Annotated in this window: 15 protein-coding genes; 7 read left to right on the forward strand and 8 right to left on the reverse strand. The window is 67.3% G+C overall.

The features are described 5' to 3' along the window. Positions 1-3 precede the first annotated feature (3 nt). The 4 genes from ACIP90_RS04080 to ACIP90_RS04095 all read right to left on the reverse strand — a co-directional run bounded on the left by ACIP90_RS04080 (position 4) and on the right by ACIP90_RS04095 (position 3429). On the reverse strand, positions 4-1410 hold the full coding sequence (locus ACIP90_RS04080) for an adenosylmethionine--8-amino-7-oxononanoate transaminase (protein ID WP_400577188.1): 1407 nt from the start codon (positions 1408-1410) through the stop codon (positions 4-6). Continuing rightward, entirely contained in the window at positions 1407-1634 is a 228-nt protein-coding gene (locus tag ACIP90_RS04085; RefSeq protein WP_400577190.1) for a hypothetical protein, read from the reverse strand. The genes ACIP90_RS04080 and ACIP90_RS04085 overlap by 4 nt, the downstream gene beginning before the upstream one ends. A 2-nt stretch (positions 1635-1636) precedes the next feature. Continuing rightward, the gene (gene bioB / locus ACIP90_RS04090; RefSeq protein ID WP_400577191.1) at positions 1637-2659 is read right to left on the reverse strand and encodes a biotin synthase BioB; all 1023 of its coding nucleotides are present in this window, start codon (positions 2657-2659) and stop codon (positions 1637-1639) included. Positions 2660-2814: 155 nt separating this feature from the next. Beyond that, positions 2815-3429 (reverse strand): hypothetical protein, encoded by a 615-nt coding sequence (locus ACIP90_RS04095; protein ID WP_400577193.1) that lies wholly within the window; start codon positions 3427-3429, stop codon positions 2815-2817. 192 nt (positions 3430-3621) lie between these two features. On the opposite strand from ACIP90_RS04095, the gene ACIP90_RS04100 reads away from it, so the two are divergent. The 6 genes from ACIP90_RS04100 (at position 3622) to ACIP90_RS04125 (ending at position 10041) form a co-directional block, all read left to right on the forward strand. Continuing rightward, the gene (locus ACIP90_RS04100) at positions 3622-4677 is read left to right on the forward strand and encodes a hypothetical protein (protein ID WP_400577195.1); all 1056 of its coding nucleotides are present in this window, start codon (positions 3622-3624) and stop codon (positions 4675-4677) included. 437 nt (positions 4678-5114) lie between these two features. Next, positions 5115-5816, forward strand: a complete 702-nt coding sequence (locus ACIP90_RS04105) for a LacI family DNA-binding transcriptional regulator (protein ID WP_400577197.1) — start codon at positions 5115-5117, stop codon at positions 5814-5816. 445 nt (positions 5817-6261) lie between these two features. Further along, complete coding sequence (locus tag ACIP90_RS04110) at positions 6262-7170, forward strand: ABC transporter ATP-binding protein (protein WP_400577199.1); 909 nt, start codon at positions 6262-6264, stop codon at positions 7168-7170. Beyond that, positions 7170-8090 (forward strand): ABC transporter permease, encoded by a 921-nt coding sequence (locus tag ACIP90_RS04115; protein WP_400577201.1) that lies wholly within the window; start codon positions 7170-7172, stop codon positions 8088-8090. Before ACIP90_RS04110 ends, ACIP90_RS04115 begins: the two co-directional genes overlap by 1 nt. A 33-nt stretch (positions 8091-8123) precedes the next feature. Continuing rightward, positions 8124-9524, forward strand: a complete 1401-nt coding sequence (locus tag ACIP90_RS04120) for an LLM class flavin-dependent oxidoreductase (protein ID WP_400577202.1) — start codon at positions 8124-8126, stop codon at positions 9522-9524. After that, on the forward strand, positions 9508-10041 hold the full coding sequence (locus ACIP90_RS04125) for a flavin reductase family protein (protein WP_400577203.1): 534 nt from the start codon (positions 9508-9510) through the stop codon (positions 10039-10041). The genes ACIP90_RS04120 and ACIP90_RS04125 overlap by 17 nt, the downstream gene beginning before the upstream one ends. Before the next feature lie 43 nt (positions 10042-10084). Here the strand turns inward: ACIP90_RS04125 and ACIP90_RS04130 are convergent, their stop codons facing one another. The 4 genes from ACIP90_RS04130 to ACIP90_RS04145 all read right to left on the reverse strand — a co-directional run bounded on the left by ACIP90_RS04130 (position 10085) and on the right by ACIP90_RS04145 (position 12897). Beyond that, positions 10085-10402, reverse strand: coding sequence for a hypothetical protein (locus tag ACIP90_RS04130; protein ID WP_400577204.1), 318 nt, complete (start codon positions 10400-10402; stop codon positions 10085-10087). Positions 10403-10575: 173 nt separating this feature from the next. Beyond that, positions 10576-11190: a GNAT family N-acetyltransferase gene (locus tag ACIP90_RS04135; protein ID WP_400577205.1), complete on the reverse strand. Its 615-nt coding sequence runs from the start codon at positions 11188-11190 to the stop codon at positions 10576-10578. 79 nt (positions 11191-11269) lie between these two features. Then, positions 11270-11899, reverse strand: a complete 630-nt coding sequence (locus ACIP90_RS04140) for an FMN-binding negative transcriptional regulator (protein ID WP_400577206.1) — start codon at positions 11897-11899, stop codon at positions 11270-11272. Between the two features lie 38 nt (positions 11900-11937). Beyond that, positions 11938-12897, reverse strand: coding sequence for a DMT family transporter (locus tag ACIP90_RS04145; protein WP_400577207.1), 960 nt, complete (start codon positions 12895-12897; stop codon positions 11938-11940). Here ACIP90_RS04145 and ACIP90_RS04150 point away from each other — a divergent pair. Continuing rightward, complete coding sequence (locus ACIP90_RS04150) at positions 12896-14308, forward strand: PLP-dependent aminotransferase family protein (protein WP_400577208.1); 1413 nt, start codon at positions 12896-12898, stop codon at positions 14306-14308. The two genes, ACIP90_RS04145 and ACIP90_RS04150, sit on opposite strands and share 2 nt — an antisense overlap. The last annotated feature ends 20 nt before the right edge of the window (positions 14309-14328 follow it).

Consider the following 14328-nt stretch of genomic DNA (forward strand, 5'->3'; position numbering starts at 1 on the left):
CGCTCATCCCGCACCGCCCACTCTCGTTGGGGCGCACTTCCGCGCCGCGACGTGCCCATGCACTTCGGCCTCATGGACTTCGGCGACGGCCGCCGTCATGCCGGCGGTGATCTGTTCGATGTCAGCGGCCGTGCTGATGTACGGGGGCATGGTGTAGACGAGGTTACGGAAGGGGCGGACCCAGACGCCGTGCCGGATGGCCGCGGCAGTGACCGCTGTGACGTCGACGGAGTCGTGCAGTTCAATGACTCCGACTGCGCCGAGGGTGCGGACATCGCGGACGGCCTCGAGTTCCAGAGCGGGGGCCAGCCCGGCCTCCAGTCCCGCGCTGATGCGGGCGACGTCGGTACGCCAGCCGCCGTCGTCGATGATGCCGAGGCTGGCGTTCGCCACCGCACAGGCCAGCGGATTTCCCATGAAGGTGGGGCCGTGGAGGAGCGCCCCCGACGGGCCGCCGGACACGGCGGCTGCTATGTCCGCGGTGCAGAGCATCGCGGCGAGCGTCAGGTACCCGCCGGTCAGGGCCTTGCCCACGCACATGATGTCCGGCACGACGCCGGCATGGGCGGCCGCGAACAGCTCCCCGGTGCGGCCAAAGCCGGTGGCGATCTCATCGAAGATGAGCAGCAGCCCGTGCCGGTCCGCCACCTGGCGCAGTGCTGTCAGGCATTCGCCCGGGTAGGCATGCATGCCGCCGGCCCCCTGGAGGAGCGGTTCGACGATGATCGCCGCCAGCTCCCCGGAATGCGCGGCCGCGAGGTCCCGCAGCTCTGACGCCCACGCCTGCACCGCCTCGGGTGTCGCGGAAGCAGCGGCAGGGGGACGGGGCGCAAACACGTTGCCGGCCAGCAGCCCCGGAAAGGCCGAGTGCATGCCGTCCACGGGATCGCACACGCCCATCGCCGCAAAAGTATCGCCGTGGTATCCGCCGCGAAGGCTCAGGAACCGCTGCCGGGATGGCATACCCGATGCGGTCTGGTACTGAACCGCAAGCTTCAGGGCAACTTCCACCGAAACCGAACCGGAGTCGGCCAGGAACACGCGCTCCAGGCGGGACCGGCCCGGCGCCGACGGGGCCATGTCCACCAGGCGCTCGGCGAGTTCCACGGCCGGGGCATGGGTGAGGCCGCCGAACATCACGTGGCTGAAGCAGTCCAGCTGCCGCTTCGCGGCGGCGTCCAGCACAGGGTGGCGGTAGCCGTGGATCACCGACCACCACGAGGACATCGCATCCACCACCTCATGCTGCCTGCCGTCGTCCCCGCGGAGCCGCAGCCGCACGCCGTCGGCCGCCTCCACCTCCCACAGCGGAAGGTCGGGGGACGCCGGCGCGTAGGGATGCCACAACCGTGCGCGGTCCCGCTGGACCAGACACGCCTGTGCTGCAGCTGGCGCCGATACCCGTGTCATCTGGCAACCACCCCGTGGCGGGAACATTCCGCCGTCCAGCCCAGCGGCGTCACCTGGACTTTCATGCGGCGCCGGCAGGCGGCGCAGTAGCGCGGCGGTTCCATCGCCAGGCGCTCCGCGCAGCGGTGGTGAAGGTTCGACGCCGGGCCGTCGCCGCCGTCGGACGGCTCGCCGCAGAGCCCGCAGAACTGTGCCGGACCGGTGGTTGAGCTTAGCGAGACCATGCTTACAGCGACTTCTGGAGTTCCTTGATGGGCATGTTCAGCTCGACCAGGAGGTTGAGGTCGGCCGTCGCAGGCCGTCCCAGGGTGGTGAGGTAGTTGCCCACGATGACCGCGTTGATGCCCCCGAGGAGGCCTTCGCGGGTGCCGAGATCGCCGAGTGTCAGTTCGCGCCCGCCCGCATAACGCAGGACGGTGTGCGGCATCGCGAGTCGGAACGCGGCGATGGCGCGGAGGGCGTCCTTGCCGTCCATGATGCCCTGGTTTTCGAGCGGGGTTCCGGGCCGCGGGTTCAGGAAGTTCAGCGGAACCTCGTGCGGCTCGAGGGCGGCGAGCTGGGCCGCAAGTTCGGCCCGCTGTTCCAGGGATTCGCCCATGCCGATCAGGGCGCCGCAGCACAGTTCCATGCCCGCGGCCTTGACCATGTTGCAGGTCTCGAGACGTTCCTCGTAGGTGTGGGTGGTCACCACCTCCGGGAAGTAGCTGCGCGCCGTTTCCAGGTTGTGGTTGTAGCGGTGGACGCCCCACTCTGCCAGCTGGTCCACCTGGCGCTGGGTGAGCATTCCCAGCGAGCAGGCGATGTTGATGTCCACAGCTTCGTTGATGCGGTCGATCGCGAACTTGATCTGGTTCATGAGCTTGATGTCGGGGCCGCGGACAGCGGCGACGATGCAGAACTCCGTGGCACCGGTGGCGGCCGTTTCCTTCGCCGCCTTGACCAGCTCGGGGATGTCCAGCCAGACTCCGCGCACGGGGGAGTCGAAGAGCCCGGACTGGCTGCAGAAGTGGCAGTCCTCGGGGCAGCCGCCCGTCTTGATGGAGATGATGCCCTCCACCTCGACGTCCTCGCCGCAGTGGCGCAGCCGGACCTCGTGGGCCAGCTGCAGTGCAGCGGGGATGGCTTCGTCGGGCAGGCGCAGGACGTCCACCAGCTGGTCCTGCGTCAGGCCCCGGCCGTCCTCGAGGACCTGTTGGCGGGCGGTTTCGAGAATTTCGTATCGTGCGGGAAGTGCTGCCTGGATCGTCATTGATGGTCCTTTGCGCTGACTAGCTGCGGATTTGCCTCACAGCCGACGCTAGTTTTTCCATGACGATGGGATTTTGTTGGGTGTCTACAAGAGAGCAGGCCGGGCTTTGGTGACGGCCCGCAGCCTGTCACCAAACGCGCTCAGCCGGGCCCGCCTTATGCTGGCAGCCGATTCGGGCCGCCGAGCCAGTAGAGGGCGACGTCGACATCTCTGGCAGTCCAGGTCTGACCGTGCCGCTTCGCGATCGACCGCAGATCTTCCACGAACTCCATGTAGCGCTTGTACCTGCCGGGTGCTGCGGTGAGCGTTCGGCCCAAAGACTCCAGCCCGGCGTTGGCGCGCCGGTCATACACTGCCATCCGCAAAGGCGCTGCAGCCAGCAGAAGAGCTGACGCGTAGGCGTCTCCCTTTTCGAAGCCAGGCAAGGGCGACAGTGCGCTCCGGCCGGCAGAAGCCGCTTTAGGTACGGAGAGCGAGAGGTCGTTCACGGCAGCTACAGCCTGCTCCGTCACCGCACGCACTTCCAGATCCCGCATTTTCATCAGGTCCCGGACCCATGGTGTATCCGCACGGAGCCGTTTCCAGAAAAGCAGGGCCCCCATATCGGCCCTGCCGATACTGGCGGTCGCCTGAACTCGATCAGCGACTTCCGTGAGGACCTCGTCGTATGCCGGCGAGGTTGCTGCCATGTAGGCGGTGTGGGCTGCGTGCAGCGCTTCCCAGACCTTCGAGTCGGCCATAGCGCGGGGTGTTTCGTCCTGCTTATCCATAGTTTGAAGCATGCCACCTGTACCAAGACCCCTGGTGAAACTATGGTGAACAGTTCAGTTGCGACCCAGGGCCGGTGCGGCCGCTTGTGGAACCGTGTTCACTTCCGCGACGCCTTACCTTCCCGTGCGTGTGGCCTGTGGCGGCTAGCTTCGCCCTCATCACCGACCCAACACGATGTGACGGAGCATGCCATGCCACTGCCTACACGCGCCCGAATCCTGGGTGCCGCTGCTGCACTTTCCCTCCTTTCCTCCGCCGCTTTCGCCGGCGCCGCCGTTGCCGACGACCAGGGCCGCCAGCCCAACCCGGACTCTTTCTCCTTCGGCGTGATCGGCGATGTGCCTTACGGTTCCGAGCAGGTTGACCGCTTTCCGCAGATGGTCACTGAACTGAACACCCAGGACGAGCTGAGTTTCGTGGCGCACCTGGGCGACATCAAGGCAGGATCGGCCGAGTGCAGCAATGAATACTTCGCCGCCATCAAGGCCCAGTTTGATCGGTTCGAGGCTCCGCTGGTCTACACGCCGGGCGACAATGAATGGGTTGACTGTCACCGCGTCAACAACGGTTCCTACAATCCCCTGGAGCGTCTGGATGAGCTGCGCGAGGTGTTCTTTGCCGAGCCCGGCAAAACACTCGGCGGAAACATGCCCGTAAAGTCGGCTGATGAGGCGGGGCTGCCCGAGAACGTCACCTTTGCAGAGCAGCGTGTGGCCTTCTCTGTCGTCAATGTCCAGGGCTCGAACAATTCGCAGCTCCCGTGGACCGGGCTTGGACTTGACGAACCCACTACCGAGCAGCTCGCGGAAGTCCGGTCCCGGACTGCGGCGGACGTCGCGCAGCTGAAGCAGACGTTTGCCGACGCCCGGCGGACCAACGCCCGTGCCGTGGTCGTGATGACGCAGGCCGACATGTTCGATCCCTACGTGCTCTCCCAGGGAGTAAAGAAAAACCCCGAGCTGGTCAGCGGCTTCCGGCCGATCGTCGAAGCCATCGCGCAAGGTTCCCGGCAGTTCGGCGGGCAGGTCTACCTCTTCAACGGTGACTCCCACATCTACAACGACGACTCGCCCCTGGCTGCGGGATCGCCGTGGCTTGAGGTCTACGGCCAGGAACCCCTAGGCAACCTGCGCCGCGTGACGGTGGAAGGCGCGGCCACGTCCAACGAATGGCTGCGGGTCACCGTTGCTCCCAACGCGTCAAACGGAGAGGCGCTCAGCTGGGAGCGCGTGCCGTACACCTCCTGAACGGAGCACGGCAATAAAACGGCAATAACCAGGGAGTGTCGGGCATGGGCGCCTGACGCTTGGTGGTGGCACACCACCAATTCGGGTGGGCAGATTGGCGTCCCGGACCTCTCTTCCAAGGTTTTCAGAACCCCGCCGGCGCACTATGAACTCTGTTCGACGGACAGATAGTCGTGCAGGCTTGGAGGAAGTCATGGCCGCCCGGACACCTTGGTCCCACAACCACATACTTGCCGCGGAGGGCGTCTTCCCCGGCTGGTCTGCCATGTGTGTGCCCATGCCGGCCTGGGCATCAGGGGCCGGGGCGCTCTACACCCCAGCGCATAAAATCGGCCGTCCAGCGGGGATGTGACGATGGATTTGCCTGATGACGCCGGCGGTACGGCTGGGACACTGCTCGAACCATCACCAACCATCCACACAATGACGGCTGAACTATGAAAAATGGATCAAACCCGACTATTCGTGACGTTGCCGTCAAGGCCAGGGTCTCGCTCACCACGGTGTCCTACGTGCTGTCCGGACGGCACGGCGGCACTACCAGGATCAGCCAGGCCACCCACGACCGGGTGATCGCTGCCGCCGCCGAGCTCGGGTACGTGCCGAACCAGGCGGCCCGGGGCATGCGCCTGGGCCGGACGGACCGGGTCGCCATTGCCATCGGCGACCTGGAATGGCCGCCGGACCGCGCCCTGGCTGCGGCGGCCGCGGCCATCCTTCCGAAGCACGGCTACCAGGCAGTCATCATCCTGGGCGGCGCATGGCGGCAGTTCATGCTGGCCGGCGGTGCCGACGGAATCATTGTGGGCGCCCTGCCGCCCCACGCGGCGGACGACGGAACTGTCAGTGAACTCGCCAGGCGGGGGATCGCACAAGTGGTCATTTCAGCGGTCATGCAGCCCGCCGGCTTTGACGTACTGGTTCCCGGCGTCGCTGATCCTGCGGCGGCCGGCGCGGGGGCTGAGCCGATTTCCGAGCTGGCCGTGGACATGCTCGTGGACCGGCTGGCCGGAAACACACCCGCCCACGGTGTCCGCGTGGCCGCGCCGAGGCGGCTGACGATGCGAGGCGCCTCCCTCGACGCTTACCGCGAGGCTCCTTCCGGCGCGGGTGCCTTCTCGCGGATTGCCCGCACGTGAGCCCTGCCCGCGCCCAGGGCGTGACAAGCAATCATGAATCCCTGCTGGCAGCGGGCGCGCGAGGCCGAGCACAGCGCCTCGTGTAACAATCGGGAGAGTGGGCACTTTTTCTGCCCGGTGCTCCCGCTGGATGCCTTATGACGTCTCCAGTCACGCCCCGTAGCCCTCTTTAACGTCCGCGACACATTGACCGGCAGACGGGCATGCATCCCCTCCTGCGGAACCGAATACGTCGTTATATGTACCCCTTCTTACGGCCTGTTGCGCTGCGTGACCGACCGGCGCCCATACGGCGGGAACGGCTTCTTGACGCGGCGCATTACGTCCGGTTTCCCCTCATGACCAGGCTCTTCAGGCCCTGGATTCATCTCTGCTCTGATGGTGGACACGAGCCAACCACCGGCGCTACGACGACTCCAGACGACCTGCTGAAGGGAACCCATCCATGACCTCCGGTACCGGCCCCATACCGAAAATCAGCCTGCAGAACATCACCAAAAGATTCACCGTCAGGCCAACGAAAGAGAATCCGGAAGGGTCTGTCCTGACGGCCCTCGACGGGATTTCCCTCGACGTTTCCGCGGGGGAATTCATTACCCTCGTTGGCCCGAGCGGCTCAGGCAAAACCACGCTCCTTGACCTGCTTGCCGGCCTGAGCAAGCCGGATACCGGCAGGGTTCTCGTGGACGGCAGGGAAGTCACGGGACCTGGCCGGGACCGCGCCGTAGTTTTCCAGCAGTACGCGCTCTTCCCCTGGCGGACCGCCGCCGCGAATGTCTCCTTCGGCCTCGAAGGACCGGGCAGCGACGGGAAGCGCCTCAGCCGGAGGGATCGTGCCCGCAAGGCCAGCGAATACCTGGAGCTCGTGGGCCTGGGCGGTTTTGAGGACCGGTACCCGCACGAGCTGTCCGGCGGAATGAAGCAGCGCGTGGCGATCGCCCGGTCCCTGGCCTATGAGCCGGACGTCCTGCTAATGGATGAGCCCTTCGCGGCGCTCGACGCCCAAACCCGCGAGCAGCTGCAGGACGAACTGCTGCGCATCTGGGCCACTACGGGCAAGACCATCATCTTCATCACTCATGGCATTGACGAGGCCGTCTACCTGGGCCAGCGCGTCGCGGTCCTCAGTTCCCGTCCGGGCCGGCTCAAACAGATTGTGGACATCGATCTGGGCGACCGGTCCGGGGATGAGGACGTCCGCTCCAACGCGGCGTTCGTCGAGCACCGGCACCAGGTCTGGTCGCTCCTGCACGACGAGGTCCGGCGGGCACAGCAGGCCGGCCACGCGAAGATCCAGCCGGACGGTTCAGCCCCTGACGAGGCACCGGTCCCCTCCACCGGAAAGGCAGCATGATGAGCACTTCCACCCTGACCAATAACCAGCAGACCCTGGCCGATACCGCGGGCACGGCAGCCGCCACAGCGGACGTCACGCAAGGGAACCGGCCGGTTGCCGGGATACCCGGGGCGGCCGCCGCCAGGTTCCGCTCCGGCGCCCGGCATGCGGGGCGCGTACTCTGGGCATCAGGCGCCATCCTCCTGTTCCTGCTGCTGTGGGAGCTCGGCCCCACTTATCTGGCACCCGCCTCCACGCGGGTGTTCCTCCCGCCGCTGCACGTGGTGCTCGAGGCCCTGGCATCCCTCGTTGAGAAGGGCCAGCTGCAGAACCACCTGGCGGCAAGCCTGAGCCGCTCGGCCAGCGGCTTCGGCATCGCCGTGGTGGCGGCCGTGGCCCTGGGACTGCTGGTTGCCTGGTACCGGTCCCTGGACAGGTTCCTGAATCCGCTCCTGGAGGTCTTCCGAAACACCGCCGCCCTGGCGCTGCTTCCGGTCTTCACGCTGCTCCTCGGCATCGGGGAAACGTCCAAGATCAGCATCGTGGCCTACGCGGCGTTCTTCCCCGTGCTGCTGAACACCATCGCCGGCGTCCGCACGGTGGATCCGCTGCTCATCCGGGCGGCCCGCTCGCTCGGACTGTCCAGCTTCGAGCTCTTCCAGAAGGTCATCCTGCCCTCAGCGGTGCCCACCATCTTCACCGGAATCCGCATGGCCGGAACATCCTCCATCCTCGTGCTCATCGCGGCCGAGATGGTCGGAGCCAAAGCGGGCCTGGGATACCTGATCGTGAACTCACAGATGAGTTTCCTCATCCCGGAGATGTATGCGGGGATCCTCACTGTTTCGCTCCTCGGCCTTCTGGTCAACTACCTGCTCGTCGCCGTCGAACGCCACTTCTCCCGCTGGCGGACCGCCGTCGGATCACAAGCCGCCTAGCGGCGCCCCCTCCAACACCGTAAGGAACCAACTATGACTGCATCCACACGTGCAGCGGCCGACGGCGGACGCCAGCTTCATCTGAATGCCTTCCTCATGAGCACCGGACACCACGAGGCGTCCTGGCGGCTGCCCGAAACCGACAGCTTTGCGGGCACACAGCTTGCGCACTTCCAGCGGCTGGCGCGGACGGCCGAACGGGGGACCTTCGATTCGATTTTCTTCGCCGACTCGCCCGTACTTCACGGCGACGTCCGCCAGCGCCCGTACGGCACGCTCGAGCCTACGCTGCTGTTGAGCGCTATCGCGGCCGTCACGGAGCGGATCGGGCTGATCGCGACGGCCTCCACCACGTACAACGATCCCTACAACCTTGCCCGGCGCTTCGCCTCGCTGGACCACATCAGCGGCGGGCGCGCCGGCTGGAACGTGGTGACCACCGCCGGTGAAGCGGCGGCGCGGAACTTCTCACTGGAGGACCAGCCGGCACACTGGCGGCGCTACGAGCGCGCCGCCGAATTCCTGGACGTGGCCCGGAAGCTCTGGGACAGCTGGGAGGACGGGGCCACCGTCGGGGACAAAGCTGCCGGGCTCTGGGCGGACAGCTCCCGTGTCCGCGCAGTGAACCACGCCGGGCGATACTTCCGGATCCAGGGGCCGCTGGACGTGCCGCGGCCGCCGCAGGGCCATCCGCTTATCGTTCAGGCCGGCTCTTCGGAGGACGGCAAGGACTTCGCGGCCCGGTACGCCGAGGCGGTGTTCACCGCGCAGCAGACCCTGCCGGAAGCCCAGCGGTTCTATGCCGACCTGAAAAAGAAGGCCGCCGCCGTCGGAAGGGATCCCGAGACCATCAAGGTTCTGCCGGGCATTGTCCCCATCATCGGATCCACCGAGCACGAAGCGCGCCGACTGGAACGGCAGCTCGACGACCTCATCCACCCAGAGCACGCGCGGAAGCAGCTGGCCAGCGTCCTGAGGGTGTCCCCGGAATCCCTCCCGCTGGACGCACAGCTGCCGGAGGACCTCCCCTCCGAGGATGCCATCGAGGGGGCCAAGAGCAGGTACACCCTGATCGTGGACCTCGCCCGGAGGGAACGCCTTACCGTCCGGCAGCTCATCGGGCGGCTCGGCGGCGGCCGCGGCCACAGGACCTTCTCCGGCACACCCGAACAGGTTGCCGACGCGATCCAGGGCTGGTTCGAGAACGGAGCGGCGGACGGCTTCAACATCATGCCGCCCGTGCTTCCGTCCGGACTGGACGCGTTCGTGGACCACGTCGTCCCGATCCTGCGTGCCCGGGGCCTCTTCCGCCGCAGCTACTCCGGCACGACGCTCCGCGACCACTACGGTCTGGCCCGGCCCGGCAACGCCTATGAGAGCGATGATGATTCATCAGACCTGAAGAGAAGAGAGCTCCTTGTATCCGAACCATGAGCCGTCGAATAGCGTCCTGAACCGTGACCTGGACCAGGCCTCCCTGCGGGAAGCCTTCGGGCACGTCCCGTCCGGCGTGGCGGCGCTGTGCACTCTCGTGAACGGGGTGCCACAGGGGATTGTGGCATCGACCTTCACCGTGGGCGTCTCGCTGGATCCGCCGCTGGCGATGTTTGCCGTGCAGAACGTCTCGAGGACCTGGCCGCTGGTCCGGGCCGGCGGGCGGATCGGCGTTTCGGTCCTCGCCGCTTCGCAAAGCGGCGTGTGCCGGCAGATTGCCTCGAAGTCGGCGGAGCGTTTCGCCGGTGTGGGGCTCACCGCCACGGAGCCGGGAGCCGTTTTCCTGGACGATGCCGGACTCTGGCTGGACTGCTCGGTGGAGAGCGAAGTCCCGGCCGGGGACCACACGGTTGTCCTGCTCCGGGTCCATGGGACCTCCGTCCGGGACAACAGCCGGGACCCGCTCATCTTCCAGGGTTCGGAGTTCCGGAGCCTGGAGGTTCCGAGCTACGTTTGAGCGCTGTTGGGTTTCGAAGCGACCGCTGCCACGTGCGCAGATGTCAGCTGGCGGCGGCGTAGTCGCGGACGGCGGCTTCGTCCATCGTGAAGCCGCACTGGCAGCGGTAGGTGATCGGCTGCTCGGCCGGGGCCGGCTGGGCCAAGGAAAGCCCGTCCACGTGCAGCGGCTGGCCCGGGGATAGTTCATTTGGGTCCACCAGCTCCATAGGCCTGCGGCAGTGCACGCGGGAGCTGAAGGTGGTCATCAGCCCGGTATCCAGGGCCGACAGCGTGTCATCGCCGAGGCCGGCGGCAGCGCCGGCCCAGCCCGCCCGGGCTGTCTTCTTTGTGGCGTCCGGGCGTTCGTTCAGGGTAATCATGTTCATTCCTTTGGGCTTTTCACGGGGCTGCCGGCTCGGTCGGGCCCCGCCGCGAACTGCTTGCGGGAGTAATGCTTACCCGGTAAGCAAAGCATGCTTACTATTCTTTGCGCAAAACGCAACGCCGCTCGGCGGGGCCGGCGAACAGGCGGAGCGTGCCGCGAATAGCCGGGCTAGGGGAAGTCGATCCGCATGACGGCACGCCGCGGCGTCGGCCGGCTGACCTCCGAGAACCCGGCATCGGTGAAGACGCCGCTGCTGCCGACGTAAAGCTCGCCCCAGGAGTACTGCTGCCCGGGCCGGGTAACGATCGGGTAGCCCTCGATGGCCCGGGCGCCGCGCTCGCGGGCGAACTCGACGGCGGCGCTTGCCAGCGCGCGGCTGACCCCGCGGCGCCGGAAGCCGGTGCGGGTGACGAAGCAGGTCACGGCCCAGACGGCGTCGTCGGCCCTGTCTTCGTTTCGGTCCGCCCACGGGACGCGCATGCGCAGCATGCGGATGTAGGCCGTGCGGGGCTCCACGGCGCACCAGCCTGCCGGCTCGCCTCCGAGGTAGGCGACGAGTCCGCTCGTCGACTTGGCGCCGGGGTTCCCGCACCCTGCCTGTGCGTGCAGGCGCGCGGCGAGCTCCTCAACGGGAACGGATTTCCAGTCCTTGTCCCGGATCTTGAACCACTGGCACATGCAGCGGGAAGCCTCGCCGCGCGTGCCCATGACGGCCTTCAGATCATCCCAGGACGCTTCATTCGCGGGCACAATGCGGATGTCATTGGCCGGTTCCTGTTCCATTCCTCGGCACCGCCTCTCCTAATTCCGGCCGCCGCTTCGCGGCCGGTGGACACGACGTTGCCAGCGGGCTCCGTGGACGTCAAGGGCGGTTTCGCCGTGCCCGTTCGACGTCGGCGGCCGCCTCCGTCTGCCCAAGGGCGCCGAGCCCCGCCACAACTCCGTCAATGTCGGCGTCGGGCCGGTTCTGGCTGAGCTTGGTCTTCGCCTCGATCCTGGTGATGAGCAGCTCGATGCCGACGATGGCGCGCAATTGTCCTGAAACGTAGCGTTCCGGGGCATCGTCCACGCTCCACGGCCGCTCTGATCCCGCTTCGTTGAGGTCGGTCAACTGCCTGACGTGGTTGCCCAGCCAGGCTTGGTCGTCATGGATCGCAAGCGTCCCGTACACATGCGCCGTCGAGTAATTCCACGTCGGCACAACCCGTCCGTGTTCGGCCTTCGATGCGTACCACGACGGCGAAATGTAGGCGTCCGCGCCCTGGAGGATGACGAGTGATTCCCCCGTTGCCGGCTCGGAGCCCTGAGGGTTGTTGCGGGCGAGGTGTCCCTGCAGGGCGCCGTGTTCACCGATCGATGGATGGTAGACGAAGGGCACCATGGTGGCGAGCAGGCCCCGTCGGGTCATGGTGACCAGATTGGCCGCGGCCGGCCGGGTAAGGAGGTCGTGGATTGCGTCGGGGCCGGCGGCGAAGTGGGCTGGGATGTACATGGCATCTTCCTGTGGTTGGTTAGGGGACGTGGTGCAGGTCATCGGGGCGCGGTGGTGCCGGCCCCGGGTGGTGCCGGCCGCGGGTGGAGCCGGACGCGGACTGCGGCGGCTGCGCACAGAATGACGGCGACACCTCCCGTGATGGTGGTCCAGGTCAGGGTCTCGCCGAGCAGGAGTCCGGCCCAGCAGATGGTCAGCACGGGCTGGATGAGCTGAACCTGGCTGACTTGGGCCAGCGGACCGATGGCAAGGCCGCGGTACCACGCGAAGAATCCCAGAAACATGCTGACGACGCCGAGGTAGGCAAAGGCCGTCCACTGGGCCGGGGTCGCGGATAGGGGCTGCTGGGCAACGGCGAGTGCCGTCAGGATCACCATGAGCGGTGATGCGAGAACGAGGGCCCAGGAGACGGTCTGCCAGGCGCCGAGTTCGCGGGCCAGCAGCCCGCCTTCGGCGTATCCGATGGCCGCGGCCGCGACGGCGCCGAGGAAAAGGAAGTCCGCCCAGTGCAGCTGCCCGAAGCCGCCGGATTGGGCGAAGGCGAAGACGATCGCCGCCAGTGCGCCCATGGCCGTCACGGCCCAGAAGGCTGCAGGTGGCCGTTCGTGCCCCCGAAGGACGGCCGCCGTTGCCGTCGCGGCCGGCAGCAAGGCGATGACGACGGCGCCGTGACTGGCGGGCGCGGTGGTGAGGGCGAATGACGTAAGCAGCGGAAAGCCGACGACGACTCCGGCGGCGACCACGGCCAGCCGTGCCCACTGTGCCCTGCGAGGAAGGCGCTGCCGGGTGAGGGAGAGCGCGAAGACTGCGAGGACCGCCGCCACCACCGCGCGGCCGGAGCCGATGAACAGCGGGGAAAGCCCCGCCACGGCCACGCGCGTGAACGGGACGGTGAACGAGAATGCAGCTACTCCGAGGAGGCCCCACCACAGTCCGTTGCGCGGACCGGACGATACCACTGGGCGAATCAGCGTAGTAGCGCTACTATTGTCTCTCATGAATAACGATAGCAGTTCCCGGATTGCAACGCGACTGCGGGAATGGATCTCCAAGGCCGCGCCCGGCGCAAAGTTGCCGTCCACGCGGTCCCTGGTCGCTGAGTACCAGGCCAGCCCGGTCACGGTGCAGAAAGCGCTGCAGACCCTCACCGGGCAGGGCCTGATCGAGAGCCGGCCCGGCGTGGGGACGTTCGTGCGGGCAGTCCGCACTGCCAGGCCATCGGACTATGGCTGGCAGACGGCGGCCCTGCGCTCACCTCTGACGCCGCTCCCGTCGCCCTCCACCACCATGCGCGACGTGGCCAATGACGCCATCGCCTTCCATGCCGGCTACCCGGACCGGGAACTCCTGCCCGAACGGCTGGTGCGTGCCGCCCTCACCCGTGCAGCACGCGGCGACGCCGCGGTGTCCCGCCCGCCCGCCGCCGGCCTGCCGGAACTGCAATCGTGGTTCGCCCATGAACTCGGTGCCTCGACGCTGGCCGGAACCACGCCGCCGAACCCGAGCGACGTCGTCGTACTGCCGGGAAGCCAGAGCGGGCTCAGTTCCATCTTCAGCGCCCTGGCGGGCCGCGGGCAGCCCCTGCTCATGGAATCGCCGACATACTGGGGCGCCATCCTGGCGGCGGCGCAGGCCGGCGTCCGCGTTGTCCCGGTGCCCAGCGGACCGGACGGGCCGGACCCGGTAGAACTGGCCCGGGCTTTTGACGAAACCGGCGCTCGCCTGTTTTACGCCCAGCCGAACTACGCGAACCCCACCGGTGCGCAGTGGGCCGCGGGGCGGGGCGAAGAAGTCCTGGATGTGGTGCGCGCGAAGGGTGCGTTTCTGGTGGAGGACGACTGGGCGCACGACTTCGGCATCACCACCAATCCGGTGCCCGTTGCCTCCCGCGACGACTCCGGCCACGTGGTGTATCTTCGCTCCCTGACCAAGAGCGTGTCTCCGGCCATCCGCATCGCCGCTGTCATCGCGCGCGGCCCGGCACGTGAGCGGATCCTCGCGGACCGGGCGGCCGAGTCGATGTATGTCAGTGGCCTGCTCCAGGCCGCGGCGCTCGACGTCGTGACGCAGCCCGGCTGGCAGACGCACCTGCGCAGCCTGCGTCACCAGCTCCAGTCACGCCGCGACCTCCTGGTCACCAGCATGCGCGAGCATGCCCGGCAGGCGCACATCGAGCAGGTACCCAAAGGCGGCCTGAACCTCTGGGCCCGCCTGCCCGACGGGACCGACCTCGAACAGCTGACCCGCGACTGCGAAAGCGCCGGGGTCATCATCGCCGCCGGGCGGGAGTGGTTCCCGGCAGAGCCGGCGGGCCCGTTCATCAGGCTCAACTATTCGGGACCGAACCCGGGTGCCTTCCCGGAAGGCGTGCGCATCATCGGCCAGTGCATCGAACGGAACGCCCACTAGGATCCGCTCAACGGGCTGGT

Origin of the sequence: Arthrobacter sp. NPDC093139, from assembly GCF_044754165.1 — a bacterium.
Lineage (GTDB): Bacteria > Actinomycetota > Actinomycetes > Actinomycetales > Micrococcaceae > Arthrobacter.

Bases quoted from the DNA above. Each gene is read 5' to 3' on its own strand.
- ACIP90_RS04095 (WP_400577193.1), bottom strand. From the start codon at position 3,429: ATGGATAAGCAGGACGAAACACCCCGCGCTATGGCCGACTCGAAGGTC.
- ACIP90_RS04080 (WP_400577188.1), bottom strand. From the start codon at position 1,410: ATGACACGGGTATCGGCGCCAGCTGCAGCACAGGCGTGTCTGGTCCAG.
- ACIP90_RS04120 (WP_400577202.1), top strand. From the start codon at position 8,124: ATGACTGCATCCACACGTGCAGCGGCCGACGGCGGACGCCAGCTTCAT.
- ACIP90_RS04145 (WP_400577207.1), bottom strand. From the start codon at position 12,897: ATGAGAGACAATAGTAGCGCTACTACGCTGATTCGCCCAGTGGTATCG.
- ACIP90_RS04115 (WP_400577201.1), top strand. From the start codon at position 7,170: ATGAGCACTTCCACCCTGACCAATAACCAGCAGACCCTGGCCGATACC.
- ACIP90_RS04130 (WP_400577204.1), bottom strand. From the start codon at position 10,402: ATGATTACCCTGAACGAACGCCCGGACGCCACAAAGAAGACAGCCCGG.
- bioB (WP_400577191.1), bottom strand. From the start codon at position 2,659: ATGACGATCCAGGCAGCACTTCCCGCACGATACGAAATTCTCGAAACC.
- ACIP90_RS04085 (WP_400577190.1), bottom strand. From the start codon at position 1,634: ATGGTCTCGCTAAGCTCAACCACCGGTCCGGCACAGTTCTGCGGGCTC.
- ACIP90_RS04100 (WP_400577195.1), top strand. From the start codon at position 3,622: ATGCCACTGCCTACACGCGCCCGAATCCTGGGTGCCGCTGCTGCACTT.
- ACIP90_RS04110 (WP_400577199.1), top strand. From the start codon at position 6,262: ATGACCTCCGGTACCGGCCCCATACCGAAAATCAGCCTGCAGAACATC.
- ACIP90_RS04150 (WP_400577208.1), top strand. From the start codon at position 12,896: ATGAATAACGATAGCAGTTCCCGGATTGCAACGCGACTGCGGGAATGG.
- ACIP90_RS04140 (WP_400577206.1), bottom strand. From the start codon at position 11,899: ATGTACATCCCAGCCCACTTCGCCGCCGGCCCCGACGCAATCCACGAC.
- ACIP90_RS04105 (WP_400577197.1), top strand. From the start codon at position 5,115: ATGAAAAATGGATCAAACCCGACTATTCGTGACGTTGCCGTCAAGGCC.
- ACIP90_RS04135 (WP_400577205.1), bottom strand. From the start codon at position 11,190: ATGGAACAGGAACCGGCCAATGACATCCGCATTGTGCCCGCGAATGAA.